At 42.2% G+C, this 24344-nt stretch carries 19 protein-coding genes; 16 read left to right on the top strand and 3 right to left on the bottom strand.

What is annotated here, in order from left to right; all coding sequences use genetic code 11:
- Positions 1-25: 25 nt before the first annotated feature.
- The 11 genes from B9Y67_RS06995 to B9Y67_RS06945 all read left to right on the top strand — a co-directional run bounded on the left by B9Y67_RS06995 (position 26) and on the right by B9Y67_RS06945 (position 10573).
- Positions 26-694: a GntR family transcriptional regulator gene (locus B9Y67_RS06995; protein ID WP_085506036.1), complete on the top strand. Its 669-nt coding sequence runs from the start codon at positions 26-28 to the stop codon at positions 692-694.
- Between the two features lie 107 nt (positions 695-801).
- A complete protein-coding gene (gene mdcH, locus B9Y67_RS06990; RefSeq protein ID WP_085506035.1) occupies positions 802-1734 on the top strand; it encodes a malonate decarboxylase subunit epsilon in 933 nt (310 codons plus the stop codon).
- Between the two features lie 37 nt (positions 1735-1771).
- The gene (mdcA, locus tag B9Y67_RS06985; protein WP_085506034.1) at positions 1772-3433 is read left to right on the top strand and encodes a malonate decarboxylase subunit alpha; all 1662 of its coding nucleotides are present in this window, start codon (positions 1772-1774) and stop codon (positions 3431-3433) included.
- Between the two features lie 12 nt (positions 3434-3445).
- Positions 3446-4327: a triphosphoribosyl-dephospho-CoA synthase gene (locus B9Y67_RS06980; RefSeq protein ID WP_085506033.1), complete on the top strand. Its 882-nt coding sequence runs from the start codon at positions 3446-3448 to the stop codon at positions 4325-4327.
- Positions 4328-4356: 29 nt separating this feature from the next.
- Positions 4357-4671, top strand: a complete 315-nt coding sequence (locus B9Y67_RS06975; RefSeq protein WP_085506032.1) for a malonate decarboxylase subunit delta — start codon at positions 4357-4359, stop codon at positions 4669-4671.
- Complete coding sequence (mdcD, locus tag B9Y67_RS06970; protein ID WP_085506031.1) at positions 4646-6340, top strand: biotin-independent malonate decarboxylase subunit beta; 1695 nt, start codon at positions 4646-4648, stop codon at positions 6338-6340. Before B9Y67_RS06975 ends, mdcD begins: the two co-directional genes overlap by 26 nt.
- Positions 6334-6966, top strand: coding sequence for a malonate decarboxylase holo-ACP synthase (locus B9Y67_RS06965; protein WP_085506030.1), 633 nt, complete (start codon positions 6334-6336; stop codon positions 6964-6966). The genes mdcD and B9Y67_RS06965 overlap by 7 nt, the downstream gene beginning before the upstream one ends.
- A 246-nt stretch (positions 6967-7212) precedes the next feature.
- A complete protein-coding gene (locus B9Y67_RS06960) occupies positions 7213-7872 on the top strand; it encodes a hypothetical protein (RefSeq protein WP_085506029.1) in 660 nt (219 codons plus the stop codon).
- Positions 7872-8768, top strand: a complete 897-nt coding sequence (locus B9Y67_RS06955) for a RimK family alpha-L-glutamate ligase (protein ID WP_085506028.1) — start codon at positions 7872-7874, stop codon at positions 8766-8768. The genes B9Y67_RS06960 and B9Y67_RS06955 overlap by 1 nt, the downstream gene beginning before the upstream one ends.
- Positions 8769-8772: 4 nt before the next feature.
- Complete coding sequence (locus B9Y67_RS06950; protein ID WP_085506027.1) at positions 8773-9636, top strand: ATP-grasp domain-containing protein; 864 nt, start codon at positions 8773-8775, stop codon at positions 9634-9636.
- Between the two features lie 139 nt (positions 9637-9775).
- Positions 9776-10573 (top strand): carbon-nitrogen family hydrolase, encoded by a 798-nt coding sequence (locus tag B9Y67_RS06945; protein ID WP_085506026.1) that lies wholly within the window; start codon positions 9776-9778, stop codon positions 10571-10573.
- A 61-nt stretch (positions 10574-10634) separates the two neighbouring features.
- Here B9Y67_RS06945 and B9Y67_RS06940 read toward each other — a convergent pair whose 3' ends face one another.
- From B9Y67_RS06940 to B9Y67_RS06930, 3 genes are read right to left on the bottom strand one after another with little or no spacing between them, the layout of a single operon-like run.
- The gene (locus tag B9Y67_RS06940; protein ID WP_085506025.1) at positions 10635-11999 is read right to left on the bottom strand and encodes a PTS ascorbate transporter subunit IIC; all 1365 of its coding nucleotides are present in this window, start codon (positions 11997-11999) and stop codon (positions 10635-10637) included.
- 39 nt (positions 12000-12038) lie between these two features.
- On the bottom strand, positions 12039-12305 hold the full coding sequence (locus B9Y67_RS06935; RefSeq protein ID WP_085506024.1) for a PTS sugar transporter subunit IIB: 267 nt from the start codon (positions 12303-12305) through the stop codon (positions 12039-12041).
- A gap of 13 nt (positions 12306-12318) precedes the next feature.
- Positions 12319-14430 (bottom strand): BglG family transcription antiterminator, encoded by a 2112-nt coding sequence (locus tag B9Y67_RS06930; RefSeq protein WP_085506023.1) that lies wholly within the window; start codon positions 14428-14430, stop codon positions 12319-12321.
- Positions 14431-14719: 289 nt separating this feature from the next.
- Here B9Y67_RS06930 and B9Y67_RS06925 point away from each other — a divergent pair, with 289 nt between their 5' ends.
- The 5 genes from B9Y67_RS06925 to B9Y67_RS06905 all read left to right on the top strand — a co-directional run bounded on the left by B9Y67_RS06925 (position 14720) and on the right by B9Y67_RS06905 (position 24338).
- The gene (locus tag B9Y67_RS06925; RefSeq protein ID WP_085506022.1) at positions 14720-15916 is read left to right on the top strand and encodes a CdaR family transcriptional regulator; all 1197 of its coding nucleotides are present in this window, start codon (positions 14720-14722) and stop codon (positions 15914-15916) included.
- Between the two features lie 152 nt (positions 15917-16068).
- Positions 16069-17220 (top strand): glycerate kinase, encoded by a 1152-nt coding sequence (locus B9Y67_RS06920; protein ID WP_254901736.1) that lies wholly within the window; start codon positions 16069-16071, stop codon positions 17218-17220.
- On the top strand, positions 17221-18849 hold the full coding sequence (locus tag B9Y67_RS06915) for a sodium:solute symporter family protein (protein ID WP_085506020.1): 1629 nt from the start codon (positions 17221-17223) through the stop codon (positions 18847-18849).
- A gap of 23 nt (positions 18850-18872) precedes the next feature.
- Complete coding sequence (locus B9Y67_RS06910; protein ID WP_085506019.1) at positions 18873-19409, top strand: hypothetical protein; 537 nt, start codon at positions 18873-18875, stop codon at positions 19407-19409.
- Positions 19410-19652: 243 nt separating this feature from the next.
- Positions 19653-24338 carry a 5'-nucleotidase C-terminal domain-containing protein gene (locus B9Y67_RS06905; RefSeq protein WP_254901735.1) on the top strand — a complete coding sequence of 1562 codons (4686 nt, stop codon included), beginning with the start codon at positions 19653-19655 and terminating at the stop codon, positions 24336-24338.
- The last annotated feature ends 6 nt before the right edge of the window (positions 24339-24344 follow it).

Raw genomic sequence — 24344 nt, 5'->3', positions numbered from 1 at the left:
GACCAAATAATTAGGGGGGTCACTTATGGGATCACTAGATTTAAGTAACAATGCGTTATCCAACCATATTGCTGAACATATTACAAATCAAATTATCACTGGAAAACTTCAGCCTGGTGAAAAATTAGTAGAAAATACTTATGCGGAAGAATATGGCACTAGTCGTGCTCCAGTAAGAGAGGCAATCTTCACTTTAACAGTGGAGGGTCTGGTAGAGAGGGTGCCGCGAAAAGGGGCTATTGTAAAAGGTTATACAGAAAGTGAAATATATGACTTACTTGAAATTCGCACGATGCTGGAATCGTTAGCAATGAAGCGTATTCTTGAAAATGGTGTTGAAATAGATATCCTTAACGAGATGAAAGAAATACTTGAAAAGATGCAAGAAAAAAAGGATGTTGGTCAATATACAGAGTTGAATCACGCTTTTCATATGTGCCTGATCGAAATGAGTAAAAGTGATGTTATTAAAAAAATGTACGCACGTTTAAAGTTGCCGCTATTGAGAATACAAAGTCTTTCCTTTGCGAAAGAAGGCAATATTCCTAAGTCTATTAAAGAGCATGCAATTATAGTAAAGCTTCTTGAAGAAAGCCAAATCCTTGAAGCAATGGAAGTTTTAAATCAACATAATCAGGATGTCATTTCTAATATCCAGAAGCGATTATTCCAAAGTAATGATGGGGCTCAATAAGCTTACTATATATTACTTATAAGAAGAGGTTTTATCTCTTCTTCTTTTCTTATAAAACGGTCGACAGCCGACCAATCTACAAACTACTTTAGAAAGGGGGAGAAACGATGAGTGTTGCATTTCTGTTCCCAGGACAGGGTTCTCAACAGGTGAATATGCTTAAGAGATTGCCTGACCACTGGTTAGTTGATAAGACTCTCGATGAAGCAAGTGAAGTCTTAAATGAAAGCGCTATCTCGTTAGATTCAGAAACTAACCTGCAGTCTACTGTCGCAGTCCAAATTTGTTTGTTGATAGCAGGGGTTTCATCAGCCAGGGTCCTTGCAGCAAATGGGGCTAAACCAGATTTAGTTGCCGGTCACTCTGTTGGAGCTTTTGGGGCAGCAGTAATTGCAGGTGTTTTAGACTTTCAGGATGCAGTGTCTGTAGTAAAGCAAAGGGGGGAATGGATGGAACAATCTTACCCGGAAGGTTACGGGATGGGGGTAGTTTTAGGTCTGCCTGAACAAATATTAGGCGAAATATTAGCAGAACATTTATCACAGGGAGAGGATGTTTATTATGCCAACCTAAATTCAAAGGATCAAATAACCATCTCGGGGACAATCGAAGGAATTAAAAAGGTGCTCGACAAAGCAAAAGAAGCAGGAGCACGTAAGACGGAACTGTTGAATGTAAATGTTCCTTCCCATTGTCCTCTATTAGATACGGTATCAGAGAAATTGACATTCGCTTTGAAAAATATCCAGTTCCGTAATCCTGAAATTCCTTTTGCAGGAAACCGTACTGCCAGAGCATTACGTGACCCGGAAGCGATAAAAGAAGATCTTGCTCAAAGTGTTTCTCATTCTGTCAAATGGCATCAGGCTACTTCATTATTTTACGAACTTGGTGCCCGATTATTTGTTGAACTTCCCCCAGGACGGGTTTTAACTGACCTCAGTTGTCATGCTTTTCCGTCAGCTCGCTCCGTATCAGTTGATGACAGTGGATTCCATACAGCTCAGGTGCTGATTAATCGTGTTAAACAACCCTATTAATCTACTGTTCACTATAAATAGAAAGGAAGGATAAAACATGGTTGGTGTAAAACAAGTTTCCTCTACAAATCGTTCGTGGACAAAAAGACGTGATGCAAAGGCTGAAAGGTTAAAAAACGTAGAAGGTATTTCTTCAGGTAAAGTGATACCGACAGACCGGATAATCGAGGCGTTGGAATCCTTAATTGTGCCAGGAGATCGTGTTTCCCTGGAAGGCAATAATCAAAAACAAGCATCGTTTTTGTCTGCAGCTTTAAACAAAGTAAGTCCCAGCCGCATCCATGACCTACATATGATCATGTCCAGTATTTCTCGCCCGGAGCACCTTGATATTTTTGAAAAAGGCATTGCAAAGAAAGTAGATTTTGCTTATGCAGGACCACAAAGCTTGCGGATAGCTCAGATGCTTGAAGATGGAAAAGTCAAAATGGGCGAAATTCACACGTATTTAGAGTTGTACAGCCGTTTATTTGTAGACTTAATTCCATCTGTCGCCTTAGTTGCTGCGGATAAAGCTGACAAAGAAGGTAACTTATATACTGGTCCTAATACTGAAGAAACCCCTACACTTGTAGAAGCAACTGCCTTCAGAGATGGAATTGTTATTGCCCAAGTTAACGAACTTGTTGATGAAGTGCCAAGGGTAGATATTCCTGGCTCCTGGATTGATTTTGTTACAGTTGCAGACAAACCTTATGAATTAGAACCATTATTTACCCGGGATCCTCGCCATATTACAGATTTACAAGTGTTGATGGCCATGATGATTATTCGCGGTATTTATGAACGGCATGAAGTACAATCACTCAACCATGGCATTGGCTATAACACTGCTGCCATTGAATTGTTATTACCTACTTACGGGGAGCAGTTAGGGCTTCGGGGTAAGATTTGTAAGCACTGGGCATCTAATCCTCATCCAACGTTAATTCCAGCAATTGAAAGTGGGTGGGTGGAGAGCATCCATTGTTTTGGAGGGGAAGTCGGCATGGAGGAATATGTAAGAGCAAGACCCGATGTTTTTTTCACTGGAAAAGATGGAAGCATGCGTTCGAACAGGACTTTATCACAGTTGGCAGGTCAATATGCTGTTGATCTTTTTGTAGGATCCACACTCCAAATGGATCAAGATGGAAATTCTTCTACAGTTACTTCAGGAAGACTTGCTGGTTTTGGGGGAGCTCCTAATATGGGTCATGACCCAAGAGGAAGAAGGCATTCCACTCCTGCATGGCTGAATATGATGACATCTGATGATCCGCTTGCAAGGGGTAAAAAACTAGTCGTACAAGTGGTTGAGACGTTCCAGACAGGCAATACCCCTGTAATTGTGGAGTCCCTTGATGCTATTGATGTTGGAAGAAATGCTGAACTGGCAACTACTCCGGTTATGATCTATGGGGATGATGTAACCCATTTAGTTACGGAAGAAGGCATCGCTTATTTATACAAAGCATCAAGTATGGAAGAACGCAGAGAAGCTGTGGCAGCTGTGGCTGGAGTGACTCCAGTTGGACTTAAACATGAGCCGAAAAGAACGGATGAATTAAGGCGAAGCGGCATTATAGCTTTACCGGAAGACTTAGGGATTCGTCGGACAGATGCCAACCGATCTCTTTTAGCAGCAAAAAGTGTGGAAGAACTTGTTGAGTGGTCGGAAGGTTTATATAATCCTCCTGCAAAGTTTCGCAGCTGGTAAAGGAGAATGGATATGCATTGGAAAGATGCGGAATCATGTGGAAAGGCACTCTCAGAATTAGTGGTAAAAGCTTTAATAGAAGAAGCTGAATTAACCCCTAAGCCAGGGTTGGTTGACAGGAATGATTCAGGAGCACATGAAGACTTGAACTTTGAAAAGATGATCATATCTGCCAACTCTTTAAAATCAACATTCAGGGATATTGGCATTGCTGCTTTTTTAAAAAAGCCAAGCCAGGACCTGCGGGAATCCATCGCTGAAATTGGTCGACATGGAGAAAAGAAGATGTTTGAAGCTACAGGAGGAACTAACACACACAAAGGAGCTATCTGGGCGTTGGGATTACTTGTGGCTAGTATAGCAGGTCAATCACAGCGTACTAGTCTAGGGCGGATTGCTAATTCTGCAGGAGAGATTGCGTGTTTTATAGATCGTAAAGCTCCCCAAACCTCCACGAATGGATCCAATGTCCAGAAACACTTCGGAGTTCAGGGAGCTCGGGGGGAAGCACAACAAGGATTTCCTCATGTGATAGAGGTAGCTTTACCGGTATTAAGGGAGGCAAGAGAAAGAGGGCTAACTGAAACCTTAGCAAGGCTAGAAACATTAATTCATTTAATTGCCAGAGTTGATGATACTTGTATATTGCATAGAGGTGGCATGGATGCTTTAACATCTGCCAAAAAAAGTGCAGAAACCATCATTCAATTGGGAGGAGTATCTACTTCGGAAGGATGGAGAGGGTTGGACCAGCTTGAGAAGACACTTCTCTCTTACAATGCATCTCCTGGTGGCAGCGCAGATTTATTAGCAGTAGTTTTATTCCTCGACAGTGTGGATGCTATAAATAGCAGTGCTTTAATATCGGAAAGGAATCGTTTAATTACTATTTAACTAATCTTTTTAAGCGGAGGGTGTTTGCAATGGAAACATTAACCTATGAATTCCCTGCTAGTAAGACATTAAGTCGCCAGGCGCATGTTGGTGTGGTTGGATCGGGGGACTTGGAAATTCTACTGGAACCTTCAAGTGAAGCTCGTACGAAAATAATCATTAGAACAGGTAGCCAGGGGTTTGAGAAGACATGGGAAGCAGTACTTAGTCGGTTCTTTACTCAACATGACTTTGCTGCCAATATCAAAATAAATGATTTCGGGGCTACTCCAGGTGTTGTTTCTTTACGTCTAGCTCAAGCATTGGAGGTGAGCCAACATGACAGTCAACATATTAAAGCATAGTTTAGTAGAATTAGATGCAAGAAATAGAGCGAAGTCTATTTTGGACGAAGGGACTTTTCGTGAATTACTGGATCCATTTGCTGAAATAGAATCTCCTCATCTAGAAGGCCAGGGGATTGTACCCCAAAGTGATGATGGAGTTGTTATAGCCAAAGGAAAGATTAGCGAGCAAGAGGCATTAGTCATATCCATTGAAGCCAGTTTTCAAGGTGGAGGTATAGGTGAAGTCTCCGGAGCAAAAATCGCTGGTGCATTGGAGCTAGCGCTACAAGACAATATTAATGGTAATCAAGTTTTTCCGGTCCTTTTATTTGATACTGGGGGAGTCCGGCTTCAGGAAGCCAACTATGGCCTTCTCTCTATTGCAGAAATAGGATCGGCTATTGTGGCATTAAGAAACTATGTTCCTGTAGTAGGGTTAATTCCAGGGAAAATAGGTGCATTTGGTGGAATGTCTATTACGGCTGGATTATGCAGTACCTTAATTATGACAAAAGAGGGGCGGATCGGACTAAATGGGCCAGAAGTAATCGAACAGGAAGCGGGAATTGAAGAATTAGATTCCCAGGACAGACAGCGTATCTGGAAGACGATCGGAGGGGAGCAAAGAGTTGCGACGGGAATGGCGGAACGTTTAGTTGAAGATGATATTTCTTCAATTAAGGATGCGATCCAAAATGCTCTTGCAACAGGTAATAATGTGCTGCCAAGAAGTAGACAGGTAGAACAATTCTGTCATCTATTAAGCGCTGTTGATCCGAAAGAGGATATTAACCCTTATGATGTTAGAAAAAGTTGGAACCGTATTGTTGAAGGGGAAAAATTCATCAGAAAGAACAGCTCTGATCTTCCTGTTGAAGGAGAGGACGGCAGAGGATTAACCTGGTTTAAAGCTTTAACTGGCATAAAAGAAGCTGCACAGCGTGAGATTCCATCTGTCCTATGTGCAGATCAGAAGACAGGAGATGTGAATACCCGCTTTATTGCAGTTGTCCCTGACTCCAATAGTAAATACCCTCGATCGCGTAATGGAGAGATTGGATTAGAACAAGGATGGATAATTGCAAAATATATCCATGAGGCTATCGAAGAAGATAAAAACAGAGAGAAACGGGCAATTGTAGCAATCGTCGATGTGCCAAGCCAGGCTTATGGATACAAAGAAGAACTGCTTGGATTGCATCAAGCATGCGCTGCTGCAGTGGATGCCTATGCAACAGCGAGAATGGCAGGACACCCGGTTATTAGTTTGATTGTTGGAAATGCTATATCAGGGGCATTTTTATCGCATGGAATGCAGGCAAATAGACTTTTAGCTTTTAATGATGACAGTGTTAATGTGCATGTCATGTCTAAGCAATCTGCCGCGAGAATCACACGACGTACCATCGCTGAATTAGAAGAAGCTACAAAAAAAGTTCCTGCCATGGCCTATGATGTTCAATCATTTTCAAGACTTGGTGCATTACATGAGCTGATTGAAGGAGTGGATTTCGATCAACCGGATCAAAAAGATATAAACCTTGTAATGGATAAAGTGAATGAGGCTATCTATGATGCAAAAAACAGTAACCGTGACATAGCTAACCGCCTGAAATCACCGGAGGCAGTCGGTGGGGGGCGTACGGCATCAATTAAAGTAAGGGAAAAGTTAAAAGAGTTATGGTAATACAGACTCACGATTTACTAGAATTGAAAGAACCTTCAAAGCAGCTGATAACCGACTCTTTCATACCTGATTGGGTCCATGACACTTTAGAAGATGCCCCCTTCGTAATTGTACGCCGGGCTCCCATTAAGAATGGAAAAGTGCCTGTGGGAGTCCGCGGGTATACAAGAAGTGAGCGATTTGCTGCCTTTATTTCCACCGATTCGATAACAAGACAAATAACCCCCGAGCAATTGTCGAGAGAAAAAAGGTGGTCAGAAATAGGAAGAAATATTTATTTAAAGGCTATAGATTCTTTGAACTTAGTAGAAGAAGTTTTACATGCCTGTCAATTAGATTGGGGTCCTGTAGGAAGTGTGGGTTTTGAACTGGCAAGCGGGCTTCCTGCTATCCATGAATCCAGTGATTTAGACATCGTAATTAGATGGAAAGAGGGACTTTCAGTAAAAACTGCTCAAAAAATTATCGATGAATTTGATAAAGCGCCTGCAAGAATTGATCCCTTAGTAGAAACGCCTGAAGGCGCCTTTTCATTAATTGAGTATTCACGTGAAGTCCCTTCTATGATGGTAAGGACAAAAGAAGGACCCAATTTGGTAAGCTCCTCTTTTTTAAAATTAATATAAGAACTTTTAAAGGGAAGTTTTTGTGTTAAATAAAAGAAACCCTTATATTATGAAATGACAATGAAACAAGAAAAAAAGCCATAATAACAGTGAGCGCGCCTCTTTATTTCCAAGGGGCGTGCTGTTTTATGTGAAAAGCTAAAAAAATATATTTCAATAATAGTTTAGCTTCATGGATTACTGCATGGTAATTTGATACCATAACCGATATATAGTTTAAAAAATTAAAATATTTGAGGTTGCTTTATGACTTTAATTAATGCTGATCAAATTAAATTAATTGAAAAAAGATTTATAAATGAAAATCTAACTGAGACAACCCATTATGAGGTAAAAGCCGGGACTGCTCCTATCATAATTTCTGCTCCCCACAGCGTTCCCCAATTAAGAGAAGGAAGCGTTAAACAAGGGGAGTTCAGGACTGGTGTATTAGCTCTCCTGTTAAATAAACACCTTGGTTGTTTCAGCATCTATAAAACCAGAAATAATGGCGACGATGCAAATTTTGATGAGTCATGTGAGTATAAAGAAGCTCTCATCGAAACTATTAAAGAAAATCAAATTGAACTATTGATTGACCTCCACATTATGTCGCCGAAAAGAGAAGCGGATATCGAACTTGGCACCGGCTATGGAAAGAACATCTCCAATAATACATACTTGATTGAAAGATGTACCGCTAGCCTTAAGGAAAACGGCATAGAAAATATTGTTGTAGATGAAAACTTCCCAGCCAGTTATCCGCATACAGTCTCTGCTACCATCGCTCGGGAATGCAACATCCCGTGTATTCAAATAGAAATGAACTGGAGAGTTTTAGATACTGAAATAGGGGTGGAAAGTTTCCAGGAAGTCTACAAAAGCTTGGCTGCAATAGTACGAACGATAGAAGGAGAACAAGAATAATGGGAAAGCCGAATGGTTGGATTATCTATAATGGAAACTCTACTCATGAAAAATTTTATAACTTAGTTAAATGGATTGATATGGTTGCACATGAAAAAGGTCTGGAGACAGAATTGATCAAGAATAATGAACTTATTGTTTCAATGGAACACGGCAAAAGCTTTATTAAAGGCAAGTATGAGGGAAAAGCTCTGCCAGATTTCGTGATTTTTTGGGATAAAGATATTTATTTGGCTAAACATTTAGAGAAAATGGGACTGAAACTTTATAACAGTTCCTCGGCTATAGAGGTGTGTGATGATAAAGCGTTGACGCATCAGGCACTTGCTGAGAACAGTATATCTATGCCGAAAACTATTATTGGCCCAAAGGTTTTCTATAAAGTGTCATCATTCGAAAATTATGAGTATATAGCGGATGAAATCGGGTTCCCAATGATCATTAAAGAAGCATTTGGTTCGTTTGGCCAACAGGTCTACCTAATCCAGGATTATGACGAAATGATTGAGAAAGTGAAAGAAATCGGAAACAAAGCCCACCTTTTTCAGGAAATGGTTGAGTCTAGCTATGGAAAAGATGTCCGGCTCCATGTTGTTGGAGAACAAGTTGTGGCTTCTATGCTGCGCACCTCAGAAGTCGATTTCAGGGCCAATGTAAGTAATGGTGGCAAAATGCATCGCTATACTCCTTTGGAAGCAGAAAAACAATTGGCGATCGATGCTTCTAGGGCTGTGGGAGCCAGTTTTGCTGGCGTAGACCTTTTGTTCGGTCCAAATGGTGAACCAGTTGTCTGTGAAGTGAATTCAAATGCTCATATGAAGAACATTTATGACTGTACGGGGATCGATGTAACGGAATATATTATCGACTTTATCTTAGAGGACCAGAAAAGGTGAGCTTATGTACAATGGTTGGATTATTTATGATGAGAAGGATTTGAAGCGCAATCACTTCTTTAAGAATGCCCTTATTCAAAATGCAGGGAAATTGGATATGTCCTTAACCTCAATGGTTAAGGAGAACTTTCTCCTTGGCATAAAAAGTAATCGGTACTTAGTTACATATGAAGGGGTAGAAGTGGAGTTACCTGACTTTGTTATTATGAGAAGCCGGGATTCTTTTTTGAGTAAACAATTAGAGTATCTTGGCATTCGGGTATTCAATAAATCGTTTGTATCTGAAATCGGAAACAACAAAGCAATTACCCATCAATATTTCGCAAGCTTCGGAATTCCAATGATGGAATCCTATTTCATGAACGTAAAAGAATGCGGAAAGAACGCCACATTCTTTCCATATCCGGTTGTAGTAAAATGCGTGGAAGGTCATGGAGGCAGTCAAGTTCACCTGGCTGCTAATGAAGGTGAGTTACAAAATGTACTGCTTAAATTTCATTCTTACCAGCAATTAATCGTACAGAAATTGGCTCCAGTTATTGGAAAAGACTTGCGAGTATATGTGTTAGGTGAGGAGATCATTGCTGCAGTTCTTCGCACTAATAAGCAAGACTTCAAAGCTAATCTCTCTATAGGTGGAACCGCCGAACTTTATGATTTGAACCAGGAAGAGAAAAAGTTAGTGCATAAAATAGCTGAAAAATTAGACGCTGATTTTATTGGTATTGACTTTTTATTTGATTCGGATGGTTCGCTTATTCTAAATGAAGTGGAAGATGTTGTAGGGACGCGATCCCTCTATCAACTTACTGACATTGATATCACTTACCTTTTCGTGGAATATATTTACAATGTTTTAACTAATTGAAGTAATTCCCAGTAATTCCACCCCGGAGCCCTCCAAAATTTGGAGGGCTCCGGGGTGTTAGTTAATAGAATAAAAAATTTCATGATACAATTAGAAATAACAAGTTAATTTACATATAGTAGGAAGGGAGCAAGGCCACATGAAGTTTTCCATCATTCAAATGGACATCGTACCAGGTGATCCAGAGGCAAACCGGATAAAAGTAAAAGAGTTGATACAGAAAGAAGTCGAAGAAAATAACCCGGATACAATCATTCTCCCGGAAATGTGGACGACCGCTTACACCTTGCCGGAACTCGACGAATATGCAGACGTTGACGGTGAACCGACTATCCCATTCATCAAAGGCCTGGCGAGGCAGCATGAAGTGAACATCGTCGCAGGTTCTATTGCTAACAAAAAAGAGGGTGGGATCTACAATTCTGCTTATGTGATTGATTCCAATGGGGAAGAGGTTTATAACTATGACAAAGTCCACCTCGTTCCCATGCTGAAGGAGGAAAAGTTCCTCGCTGGCGGGCAGAAACCTGCAGAGGTTTTTGAACTGGATGGCCTGAAAATGGGTTTGATCATTTGTTATGATTTGCGCTTCCCGGAATTGATTCGCTCTCTTGCACTAGAAGGAGCTCAAGTACTCATTATTGTAGCCGAGTGGCCGCTGGCAAGAAGAGATCACTGGCGCACCCTTCAAATGGCGCGTGCCATTGAGAACCAAATGTACGTCTGCTCCAGTAACCGGATCGGTTCTTATGATGGTGTGGATTTTGCCGGCACCTCGATGGTCATCAATCCATGGGGCGATGTGTTAGCCGAGGGATCTGTTGAAGAAGTGGAATCGCTTTCTTTAGAATTAGATTTAGAAAGGGTAAAATCAGTAAGGAAAGAAGTACCTATCTTTACAAGCAGAGTGCCCCATTTATATAAAAAAGAAAAATAAATAAGAAAAACACCCCCGGAGCCCTCCAAATTTTGGAGGGCTCCGGGGTGTTACTTTTTATTTATGCTGCTTTGTCCGAGCCATCGATCGTGGGTTTGTTTTTCCAGCCGAGAAGAAAGAGGATGGCTAGAATGACAAACGTGGCCAGGATAAAGAATATATTAGATTGGATGAAATTAATCAGGTTTCCAAGTACAATTCCAACTACACCGAAGTCAGAGTCTCCAAATGTGGTTCCTTCGAATCCGAGTGTTCCGAGTACTGGTAACAGCAGAGCTGGCAGGAAGCTGATCAGGACACCGTTTGCCGCTGAACCAAATATCGCCCCGCGTCGGCCGCCGGTAGCATTCCCGAAGACACCAGCTGCTGCCCCGGTGAAGAAGTGCGGGACAAGGCCTGGCACGATTACTTTCAATCCGAATACCGGCAATAAGAACATGGAGACAAGTCCTGCGATAAAGCTGGTTAAGAATCCGATAATCACGGCGTTACTTGCGAATGGGAAGACTGCCGGACAGTCTAGTGCTGGTTTTGCGTTTGGTACGACTTTATCTGCGATTCCTTTAAATGCCGGGACAATTTCAGCCAGTAACATACGGACACCAGCAAGGATGATGTAAACACCGGCTGCAAAGGTGATCCCTTGAATAAGGGCGAATACTAGAAAGTTTTGTCCGCCGCTTAGTTCTGCTTCAATGAATGCTGGACCGGCAGCTCCTGCTACGACAAAGAAGAGAATAACCATTGTCAATGAAACGGATACCGAAGTATCGCGCAAGAACCCAAGTGATTTAGGAACTTTGATTTCTTCTGTAGAACGTGATCCTTTACCAACGGCTTTACCAACAGCCGCTGAAACGAAATAGCCGAATGAGCCGAAGTGACCGACAGCAAAATCATCAGATCCGGTAATTTTCCGGGTAAATGGCTGGAGCATAGCCGGAGACAGTACCATCAATGCACCAAGAATGATAGATCCGACAATGATCATCGTTGGTCCGGTAATACCGCCAGTGACTAAGATGACGGCAATCATACAAGCCATGAACATCGTATGGTGGCCAGTCAAGAAGATATATTTAAATGGTGTCAAACGGGCTAACACAATATTTACTACCATACCAAACAGCATGATCATCGCTGTTTCGGTTCCAAAGCTTTCCTGAGCCAGTGCTACAATAGCTTCATTATTAGGGATTACTCCTCCGACACTGAAGGCTTCGTCGAACATGCTGCTGAATTGTTCCAGGGAGCCGACAAGTACGTTAGCACCGGCACCGAGGATGACAAAACCCATCACGGTCTTTAATGTTCCTGACACGACATCTGCAATGTTTTTTCTCTGTATAAGCAGTCCGATCAGGGCGAATAGACCGACCAGAATGGAAGGGGTACCTAATATATCCACCATAATTAAATCGACCATTTGTTAATTCCCTCCTCAAAATGTTTGATTCGTGCTGTTTTACAGGTTGTTGGTTAGTGCTTCGCGAAGTTCATTTTTATCCATTAAATTTTGTAATTTGACGACATTTTTTTGTCCATCTTCGAGGCTTCCGACGATATCTTCTGAACCCAGGTAAAGGTCCGCTTGCTCAGACTTTGCGCTTGAAAGGTCCGTATGAGATACTTCTGCTTCCTTCCCCATCTCCTGCAAAATGCTCTTTACGTTCATTTCTACGATCATACTACTTCCTAATCCATTACCACATACTACTAGTACTTTTTTCATTTTTAGTTCCTCCTTAGTGTGAGTAAGTTTCTATTAAATCAGTGATTTCATTTTTATCTTGGGAATTTAAAATTTTGTCGATGTTTCCATCCTCTGACAGCATGGTTGTCAGCTGGGATAAAGCTTTCAGGTGCGTTTCATTGTCAATAGCTGCTAACACAATGACAAGGTTCGCCTGGTGTTTTTCTTGTTCAGAAAAACCAACCGGTTCTTCCAGCTTGAGTAAGCTCATCCCTAATCGTTCAACTCCCGCTTCAGGACGTGCGTGAGGGATAGCGATTTTGGGGGCAATGACAATATACGGGCCAAATTCATTTACATTTTCAATCATGGCATCCACGTAGCTGGCATGGATGAAATTTTTATCTACCAGCGGTTGGGCAGCTATTTTTATAGCTTGCATCCAATCGGAGGCTTTGTCTTTAAACTGTATCGTATCTGAGGTCAATAGTTCCTGTAACACGGGAGAATGACGCTCCTTTCCAGCACTTGAATTCTTTGGTGCATATCCTTCTAAATCTTGCAGAAGCCGGTCGCGATCATGAATGGTGGCATGACGCTCGATGATAGCAATCAGTTTTTCAGCTTTATTTCTTTGTTTGCCTTGATAAGAAAGATGCTTGTTCAACTCTTGCATGACAAATTCTTTGTCTGTATTGGAGAGAATCGCAGGGACGTGGATGACTGGAATATCTTTTTCCTTTATGAAATTCGTTGAAAAAATGATATCGACATCCAGTGCATCTTTTTGTGACTCGAATTCTCTCATGGAGCATGTTTGCGTGATTTTTATCCCCGAGAGCAAGTTTTCTAATTGTGATTTCAGCATATTAGAAGTACCAATACCGTTTTCACAAACGATGATCGCCTGGTGGTCAGCAGGGACATGTTTTTTCTCTCTTTTTAACCAACCACCAAAATGCAGCGCGATATAGGCGATTTCTTCCTCAGGGATTTCAACTCCAACAAAATACTCCAGGTGGATCATCACTTTTCTTGTCAGATGGATTAGTTCACTGTAATTTTCCTGGATAGACTCTGCCAGCTCATTTGCTATTTTCACTCCATATTTCAAGCGGTAATAGGTGGGTTTGATATGAGCGATGAGGTTATCCTCCAGCCCTTCCCGGTCGTCGAAAATAATACATGCATGCGCCTGGAAATCGTTGATCATGCGTTTCACTACATTTCGAAGACCCTCGAGCTCCTTCTCACTATCACTTGAAAAATCATCTCGGTGTACTTTGGCACCAAGAATGTTCATGGCGATGAAACAAATTTCATCTTCAGGAATGCTGCTAGTATCTTTCGCGTGCAGTTTCTCGATCATTTCCTTCGCCACTTGAAAAGCCTTGGTCGTTCGCAATACTTCTTTTTCTTCTTCATCAACCTTCAGAGAAGGAGCGGTATCCAGCCGCTTTAATGTGATCAGAATTTGAATCGACAGTAATTCGACGGTTTCTTCCGTGAAAGTCAGGTGCAGCAACTCTTCCATTTCATATAGATGATTTTTGATGCGTTCCTGCAATTCAGTATCCTGATCAGCAGATTCACCATGGGAAAGAAGTAAATGATGCACCTGCTCTTTAAGCACCTCAGCTTCCTGCTTCACATATACTTCTGCTACTAAATCTGAAAGAATCTCGCGTTTCGCGGTCTCTTGCCCAGTTATCACATAACCTTTGTTAGGCTGATAGTCTAATTGAATAGAATGCTTTGCAAAATGCTTCTTGATCTGCTTTAAATCTTTAACGATCGTTCCTCTGCTTGCATGTACCAGTTCAATGAACATCTTCATAGAGGATGGACCTTTTGCTGTAAGCAGATAAATCATTAGGAGTATTCTCCGTTCTTCCTGAGAATACTGGTAGCCCCATTCATCAGACCATTGTGCCTGGTGAGGAAGCTTCGTACGAGCTTCTTCTGTAAGGTAGAAACCAGCTCCGTGCTTCCTCTTAATACTTTCGATCCCCTGTTGCTCCAGCCAATTATTAATTTGCTGGATATCGTAATAGATCGTACGTTGCGATACACCCAGTTTCTTTTCGAGACTACTGGTGGGTATAGGGGATTCTGTTTCAAAGAACAGTTTTAATATAGAAGCTCTTCGCTCATCTAATACCATCGGTTAATCCTCCCGGGTTAGGATTATTCCATTTAAATTTGCAAATTGTAACAGATATTCAAGATGATCATCTTATGGTTACTATTATAACCGCTTGAAATTCGCTTTGAAAGGGGTTTCACAGTGAAAGGATTGTAGATGTATGTATTTGCAAAAATAAACACCAAGGGCGTTTGTTGGTAAACTTTTCCTGTGGTGGATAAACTTGTCTGTGTGATGAATTTTATCTCAGGTGAGTAACTAATTTTGATATACTTAAACTGCTATTAATACATCAGGATGTGAACCAATGATTATTTCTTCCCAAGTTGCGCAATCTATCGTAGATGAAATGAGTAAAGTAACGGATTTTAATATTAATTTTATGAATGAAGAAGGCAAAATCATCGCAAGCGTTGATGACAGGCGAATCGGTGATTTTCATGAGGGGGCCAGGAATGTCATTGCTTCCAAAGCAAAAGTGATCATTTCAGAGGATACTATGCTAGAGGGGACCAAGAATGGCATCAATCTGCCTGTTTTTTTACATAATCAAGTAGTTGGGGTTATTGGAGTGACAGGTGAACCGAGCAGTGTTGGACATATAGCCGAAATTATCCAAAAAATGACGGAAGTTCTCGTTAAAGAAGCCTATCTGGAAGAACAAATTGAATTAGAAAGTCGCGCCAAGCAATCGTATATCGAGGAATGGATTACCGGTGATTGGGAGGATGATAAATTATTCGCCTCGCGTGGCTGGATTATGGGAATCAATATTCATCTCCCAAGAGTAGCTGTGATTCTGGATTTGACCGGTTTCAATGACTGGATTTACCAAAAGTTGAAAAGCCACCATGCAAATGTGAAGGGGGAATTGGAGGTACAGCGTGCCCGCCGCGATATCCTGTCAGTCATACAGGATCATTTTCCGGAAAAAAGTGAACATGTCACCGTTCCCTCAGGAAGTACCAAATATACCCTGTTGCTTGCCACGGACGAAGAATTGCCTCTTCATAAAAGGAAAGAAAAAATTACTTATCGATTAAATAAAATACAGGCTGCCATTAAGACTAACCACCACTTCAACTCGATTGCAGGAATTGGTCGTATGTATACCTCCCCCAGGGAGATGAAAAAGTCTGCCGAGGAAGCTGCTTTGGCTCTGCGTCGCGCTGACTTTATCGAAAAGCGTTTATTTTATTATGATCAGCTAGGATTGGAATCTTTTATCTATCATTTAGACAAGGAGATCCGAAATGATTTTGTCGAGCGGATTCTCCAACCGGACCTTTTTCCTAAGAAGCAACAATACTTGGAAACACTGGACGTCTTTTTCAGGGAAAATGGGTCGATTTCGAAAGCATCACAACAGCTCTACATTCATAAAAATACGCTGCAATACCGGCTTAACAAAATACATGAAATACTCGGTTATGATCCGCGCAAATTGAGTGATGCTGTTTTATTGAAAGTAGCTTTAGCTTTTCTACAGGCGAATACTGATTAAACGGAAGCCCTTCGATGCGTATGAGGGGTTTCTTTTTTGTTATTTGTAACAAAAAAAGATGATTTGAAAACAATTTTTTTAATCTCTATACCATAGTTTATGGAATGGCTGTTTAGTATCATTAGAGCCAACTAATAAATAGGATGATGTTCATGAAAATTATTATAGCTCCAGATTCGTTTAAAGGTTCGATGACAAGTGTGGAAGCAGCAGAACAAATGAAGCAAGGGATATTAGCTGTCGACCCCATGTTGGATATCTCTATGATCCCGGTTGCCGATGGCGGCGAAGGCACCGTAGATGCTATTACCATCGCTCTTCAAGGAGAAAAGGTGGTAAAGCAGGTAAATGATCCGATTGGTCGTCTGATAGATGCAGAATTTGGCTGGATACCGAAATCGAAAACAGCTGTGGTGGAGACTGCTGCTGCCTCAGGCTTACCGCTGCTGACGGAGAAAGAGCTGGACCCTGTAAATGCCTCTACATACGGAACAGGGGAGCTTGTCAAGGAAGCACTGGAAAAAGGTGCTGAACGAATTATTCTCGGACTCGGAGGAAGCGCCACGGTTGATGCCGGTACTGGTTTCCTCGAAGCCTTAGGAGTTCGATTTCTTGATGATAATGGAAAAGAAATCCGTGCCTCAGGTGGCACTCTATCACAAATCGCATCCATTGATTCTACTAAGTTAGATAAGAGATTAGAAAATGTGGAATTTATGGTGGCCTCTGATGTAACCAACCCGCTGTTAGGTGAAAAAGGAGCGGTTGCCGTATTCGGTCCACAAAAAGGAGTTAAAAATGACCAGCTCAATCATTTCGAGCGAGGGATGGCCCGTTACGCGCAACAAGTTATTCGCCACATTGGAAAGGATTTTACGGAAGAAGAGGGTAGCGGTGCGGCCGGAGGGTTTGGATTCAGTCTGTTATCTTTCCTTGAACCCTCTTTTGAAAGCGGATTCGAAATGATGGCCAGATTGAGTGATTTAGAGGATGAAATTCGGTCAGCTTCCTTTGTAATTACCGGGGAGGGGAAGCTAGACACACAGTCACTGTATGGAAAAGTTCCGATTGGGATTGCACGCCTAGCCAAAAGAAATCATATTCCAGCCATAGCTTTTACCGGAAAAATAGAAGGTGACTTGACACTGGTGAAAGATGAAGGTTTAGAGCTGGTACTACCGATAGTTGATGGTGCTATGTCACTTGATGATGCATTGAATAATGGAAAGGAACTCTTATATAGAGCAAGCAGGCGTTTTATAGAAACGATTCACTTTACAAAAAGTATAAGGGAGGAACGATAAATGAGTAACTTTACCATGTTGGACTATATCGTGTTGGTCGTTTACATTTTAGGTATTGCCTGGATGGGAGCAGCGTTCGGGAAAAAGCAAAAATCAACTAAAGATTACTTCCTTGGTGGAAGAAACATTCCATGGTGGGCAATCGGACTATCCGTGATGGCCACACAGGCGAGTGCAATCACCTTCATCGGTGCACCGGGCTGGGGGTATGAAGGTGGTTTGGAACGAATCAATACGTTTATCAACGTTCCATTAGCGATGGCATTTTTAATTGCTACGATTGTTCCGTTTTTTTACCGTACGGAAGTATATACGGCTTATGAATACTTAGAAAAAAGATTTGATGTAAAGACCAGGACATTAGCTTCATTGTTATTTCTGGTAGCTCGCGGGCTTGCGACTGGGGTAGTATTATACGCTCCGGCTCTTGTCTTATCCGTAGTAACAGGCTGGGATTTGACTATTACTATCATTTTAATGGCCGTCATTTCCGTTGCCTACACGGTACTTGGTGGTATCAGCGCCGTTATTTGGACAGATGTGATACAAATGTTCGTCCTATGGCTTGGTGCTGCAATCAGTATTGGTGTTATTTTTGCCAATGTTCCAGGTGGCTGGGGAGAAGTTATTTCCACAGCTTCTGCTGAAGGAATGTTGAATTCACTGGACTTTTCCTTTGACCTATCGGTAGAGTATAGCATTTGGGCTGGAGTGATTGGTGGTTTCTTCCTTCACGTTGCCTATTTCGGAACGGACCAGAGTCAGATTCAACGTGTGTTGACGAGTAAATCTGTTCGGGAAAGTAAACTTTCCCTGATGCTCGGCGGGTTCCTGATGATTCCACAAATGCTTCTCTTCTTGTTTGTTGGTATTCTGCTATTCTCATTTTACCAGCATGCAGGGGATCCAAATGTCGAGAATATGAATGAACTGTTCCCATTGTTTGTAGTGAATGAACTGCCTGCGGGTGTTTCCGGGCTGATTATTGCAGGTGTGTTTGCAGCAGCAATGTCCAGTCTCGATTCAGCATTGAACTCATTATCTGCGGTTACGGTCCGTGATTTTTATAGTAAATTCTTTAAGAAAAATGGTTCACAGAAACATTATTTGAAAGCTTCACGATGGGCTTCTGTATTCTGGGGTGTGTACGCAACGATCTTTGCCTTTTTTGCGGCTAATCTCGGCCCGGTAATTGAAGCAGTAAATAAAATCGGATCTTATTTCTACGGAGCTTTGCTTGGTGTATTCCTGCTTGCCATTTTCACAAGAAGGAGTAATGGAACAGGTGCGTTCGCAGGGATTGTAGCTGGTATGATTGCTGTGTGGGCTACGGAACGATTCCTTGATATATCCTGGTTATATAATAATTTTGTCGGCGCGTTAGTTGCTGTTATTGTAGGTTACACGATCAGTCTATTGGGTAAAAAGCCTGTCCAGGAAAAATTGAGTGGATTGACGATGCAGGATCGGAAAGCTGATATTCAAAAGGCATTGGCTGCGCGTTCAGAGGCTGCAGCAACAGTAGAAAAAGAAGTGGAGGAAGAACGTAAAACAAGCAAGTGGCCATATCTATTGTTAGGCTACTTCGTTGTAGCTCTTCTGTTCCTATTGTTCTTACAGTCGTTATAATTAAATGAAGAGGTGGGGGAGCCATGAATCAACAATCCTATATCAAGCCGGAAATAGATGAGAACAAGGCAATAAACGCCATTCATCAACACAGCTCAGGTGTTATGATGAAATTATTTGGTCAAAAGAAAGCTTCGTTAAAATCAATCGAACTTGTCTACCTTCCGTTTTGGTGCTACCCCTATCACTTAGAGAGTGCCTCACTAAACGGGGGAGTAGAGGGTAAACTTGCTATGGAACCGATTACGGGAATATCCGCCATCCTCCCAGCTGAATACCCGCTCCATCCAGTAGAAGAAGGATTAAATTTCCTTCCATTAAATGAACCCGAAAATAAAGAGGCTGCTCGCAAAGCGATCTACTGGGAGGCCTTCAGCAAAGAAAAACAGAGAAAGTCGATTGATGTCGAGGTTCATACTCCATGGATATTATATATGCCTTATTGGGTTGGTTATTTAAAAGGGAAAGAGTATGACATTCTTTGTGTCGATGCGGTTACCGGTAAAATAGACCTACCCATTAAAAAAGCGATTTTGTTGCAGGTTACAACATCTATTTAAATCATAATCCCGGTCCTTCATGCAGTGGAAGACCGGGGTTTTTTGTTGGGTTAATCTGTAAGAAAATGGTAAACAGTTAATAGATCAAATGCTTCACTAAGGAATAGTTGTTTGGTTTCATTGTCCTAGTATCATGGAACCGTTTTCATAGAATATTGTCATAATTATACTCTTCTTGTAAGATTTTCTTTATACTAGAATCGTTAGACGTATGACCATAAATCACTAATGGAGGGTATGCAGATGAAAAAGGTCGTAAGTAATCGGATTCAGGCGTTGAGTTTGATTGCTGTATTGCTGCTCGGCTTCGTAGCGCCGGTCGCACCGGTACATGCGGATGAGCACATGGATGATTTGATTATTTCTGAATACGTAGAGGGGAGCAGTAATAATAAAGCGCTCGAACTCTATAACGGTACAGGCAGTGACATAGATTTATCAGAGTATACGTTGGAGTTGTATTCTAATGGGAATGATTACACCCAATCCACGTTTACTCCTGAAGGAACATTAGCCAGTGGCGAAGTGTTAGTTATTGTAAACAGCCAGGCTGGCGATGAGCTAAAAGCTAAAGCAGACGTTACCCATAGTGTCACTAATTTCAACGGAGATGACGCACTTGTCCTGAAAAAACAGGATGATGTAGTGGACTCTTTCGGGCAGGTTGGTAACAGTGATAATTTTGGGGCTGACGCAACTCTGGTTCGAAGCGAAGATGTAACAAGTGGAGATACTGATCCAAGTGATGCATTTGATGCAAGTGCAGAGTGGGATGCATATCCTAGGGATACTTTTGACTATCTTGGTTCTTATGAAGTGCCGGAAACGGAACCGGTAGAACTTCAAACGATTGAAGAAGCACGGCAGGCTGAAGAAGGAACCGATGTAAAAGTACAGGGAGTTGCGACTGCAGCCTTCGAAGCAGGCGGACAGACGAACCTTTACATACAAGACGAAACAGCTGGAATCATTGTCCGTGCGCCAGGTCTGAATGTGCAGCCAGGTGATGAAGTGAAAGCACAAGGTGAATTTTCTTCTTATTATGGCATGCAGCAGATCCTAGCATCTTCAGCAACAGTAGACGTTTTAAATGAAGGAGTCGGAGTACCTGATGCTCAATCCGTAACATCCGATGACTTCTCAGCGGAAAATGGAGAGAACATTGAAGGTGAATTTGTTTCTACAGAGAAAGTTGAAATCACAGATGTAAACGGTTATGGCGATTTCACAGCGCAGGATGAAAATGGTACGTTCACCATCACTCCTAACGATGAGGATTTATTAGAAGTTGGAGAAACCTATGAATTAGTACAAGGTGTAGTAGATTATAGTTTTAATGAGTATAAGCTGGTTCCTCGTTCTGAGGGCGATGTCATCGATGTCGTTTTCTCTGTAAAAGCAAGTCCTGCTTCTGGCCAGGTTTTTGAAGGTACAGAAGTAGAATTGGAGACTTACGAAGAAGGCGCAGAAATCTACTATACTATCGATGGATCTGAGCCTACTACTGATAGTGAGCTTTACGACGGAGCAATTGAAATTACAGAAGATACGACAATCAAAGCGGTTGCGGCCCGTGACAACGGTGAAACGAGTGAAGTCGCTACATTCGACTACACGATTTTAAAGCCTGCGGATGAAGTGGAAATCCACGATATCCAAGGTGCCGGCCACACGTCTCCTTATGAAGGCAGTGCGGTTTCCGGTGTGGAAGGTGTCGTAACAAAAGTTGATGGCAACAATGCTTTTTACATGCAAAGCGCGAATCCTGATGATGATATTGCAACATCTGAAGGTATTTATGTCTATCAGCGCAACCACGGGGTCGAAGTCGGCGACTTGGTTGAAGCCGATGGAAAAGTTACAGAATGGCGCGAAGATGGTTATTCCGATGCTAATGATTTACTGACTACTCAAATCACGGGCTCCGCGGTTAATGTAGTAGAGTCTGGTGTGGAAGTTCCTGATCCGGTCGTGATTGGTGAAGATCGCATCCAGCCAACTGAAGTAATTGAAGACGATGCGATGACTTCTTTTGACCCGGAAACAGATGGCCTCGACTTTTATGAAAGCCTGGAAGGCATGCTTATCCAGTTGAACGATGCAACTGCGACTGGTCCAATCAAATATGATGAACTTCCAGTAGTGGTAGAAACAAGTGAAGATCAACTTCGTACGGAAGCTGGCGGACTGTTGATTTCTCCAGTAGACTATAATCCAGAACGCATGCTGGTAGACGTTGATGGCGTTGACATCAGTGCGAAAACTGGTGATTATTTTGAAGAGCCGATCACAGGGGTGGTCAGCTATGACTTCAGCAACTTCAAAATCCGTCCGGCAGGGGATTTCCCTGAAATCCAGGATGGCGGGACAGAGCCGGATAGCACAGAACTTAAAGGCCTGAAACCAAAATTGACGGTTGCAACATACAATGTGGAGAACTTCCACGCTGGAACGGATCCAGATAAAGTAGAACGTATTGCAGAAACAATGGTAGAAAACTTGAATACACCGGATATTATCGGACTAGTCGAAGTACAGGATAACAATGGTCCGACTGATGACGGTACGGTAGATGCTTCGGAAAGCTATCAGACTCTAATTGATGCAATCGAAGCGGCTGGCGGTCCAAGCTATGAGTTTTCAGATATTGCTCCACAAGATAAAGTAGATGGTGGTCAGCCTGGCGGAAATATTCGTGTTGGTTTCCTATACAACCCTGATCGTGTCTCCATGACAGATAAACCGGCTGGCGATGCGACGACAGCAGTAGCAGTTGATGATAATGGTTTGACACTGAACCCTGGACGTATCGATCCGACAAACGAAGCTTTCGAAGATTCTCGAAAAGTGCTTGCCGGTGAATTTGAATTCAATGGTGAGAAAGTTACCGTAATCGCTAACCACTTTAATTCAAAAGGCGGCGATGGAGCGTTATTTGGATCCGAGCATCCGGTTGTTCTTGGAAGTGAAGAGCAGCGTCTGCAGCAGGCAGAAGTTGTGAATGGTTTTGTACAAGACCTAATGGACGAAGATCCTAATGCGAACGTTGTTGTACTAGGTGACTTGAATGACTTTGAATTCTCTGCTCCTGTTCAGACATTGAAAGGTGATATCCTGACCAACATGGTCGAAGAGCTTCCGAAAGAAGAGCGTTATACCTATATCTACCAAGGAAACTCTCAGGTGCTGGATCATATTTTAGTCAGCAACAACCTGGCGCATCGCACCAAAGTGGATATCGTTAACATCAACGCTGACTTTTCTGAAGAGCATGGACGGGCAAGCGACCATGACCCGGTTGTCGCTCAAATCCATCCGAAGAAAACAGTAGGTGAGAAGAAGGGGAAAGGTCATAACGATCATCCTGGAAAAGGAAAAGGCAAAAAGCCAGGTAAAGATAAAGAATATGAATTAAACTTAATGCATACGAATGATACACACGGAAACCTGGACGATATTGCAAAGACTGCAACAGCTATCGAGGACTATCGTAGTGAAAATCCAGAATCCCTATTGTTGAGTGCTGGTGATGTATTCTCGGGAACGCTTTATTTTAACGAATTCCTGGGACAGGCAGATCTGGAGTTCATGAACTACTTTGGTTATGATGCGATGGCTTTTGGTAACCATGAGTTCGATTTAGGTTCTAATGAAGAAGGCCATCAGGCATTGGCTGACTTTGTAGATAATGCTGAATTCCCATTTGTCGCAGCAAACGTCGACTTCTCTGACGATGCTTTGTTCGATGGTATGTTCTATGAGGATGTCATTACCCATAAGGCGGAAGACGGAATTATCTATGGTGGTATCATCAAGCGTGTGGAAGGTGAAAAGGTTGGTATTTTCGGTTTAACAACAGAAGAGACAGCAGACATTTCCAGTCCGGAAGATGTTACCTTTGAAGATTACATCGAAGAATCAGAAAAAATGGTCGATGCTTTTGAAGACAAAGGTGTTAACAAAATCATCGCACTTACACATCTTGGTCTAGATGATAATGCAGCTTACGATAACGACCTGACTCTAGCTGAAACAGTAGATGGCATCGATATCATTGTCGGCGGTCATACACACAGTGAACTGACTGAGCCACGTTTTGTAGAAGCAGGCGAAGAACCAACGGTTATTGTTCAGACTGGTGAATATAACGACAACCTTGGTACCCTTGATGTCACATTTAATAAAAAAGGTAAAGTCATCAGCTACGAAGGTGAATTGGTGGACATCGGTGATCTGGAAGAAGACCCAGAAGTGAAAGAAATGCTTGCGCCATATGCAGAGCAAGTGGAAGCAGTTAAGAACGAATCAATTGGCGCTGAAGCTGAGGTTTACTTGAACGGGGAACGTGAATTTGTCCGTACACAAGAGACAAACCTTGGTAACTTAATTGCAGATGGTATGCTTGCAAAAGCAAAATCCGTTAATCCGGAAACAACAATTGCAGTAACTAACGGCGGTGGTATCCGGGCCTCCATTGACGAGGGGGATATCACAGTCGGTGAAGTATTGACGACGATGCCGTTCGGAAACTCACTGGCCATTATGAACCTGACTGGTGCTGAAGTTATGGAAGCACTGGAACACAGTGTCAGCCAGGCTCCGAAGGCAAGTGGTGCATTCCTTCATGTTGCCGGTATGCAATTTGAATATGACAGCAGCCAGCCTGCGGGTGAGCGAGTTGTCAATGTAGAAGTTGAACAGGAAGACGAATCTTATGTACCGTTGAACGAAGATGAAAACTACTACGTTGCAACCAATGCCTTCACGGCTAAAGGCGGCGACGGCTATGACGTATTTGCGCAAGCCTATGAAGAAAACCGCGTCAGTGAACCAGGTTTCATCGACTATGAAATGTTCATTGATCACGTTACTTCTTTGGAAACAGTTGCACCTGAAGTAGAAGGCCGCATTGTAGACGTAAATCAATAAAATAAA

Origin of the sequence: Thalassobacillus devorans, from assembly GCF_900176565.1 — a bacterium.
Taxonomy (GTDB): domain Bacteria; phylum Bacillota; class Bacilli; order Bacillales; family Halobacillaceae; genus Thalassobacillus; species Thalassobacillus devorans_A.
Note: the sequence above shows the minus strand (reverse complement) of the source record. Positions and strands in the feature narration are given on the sequence as shown.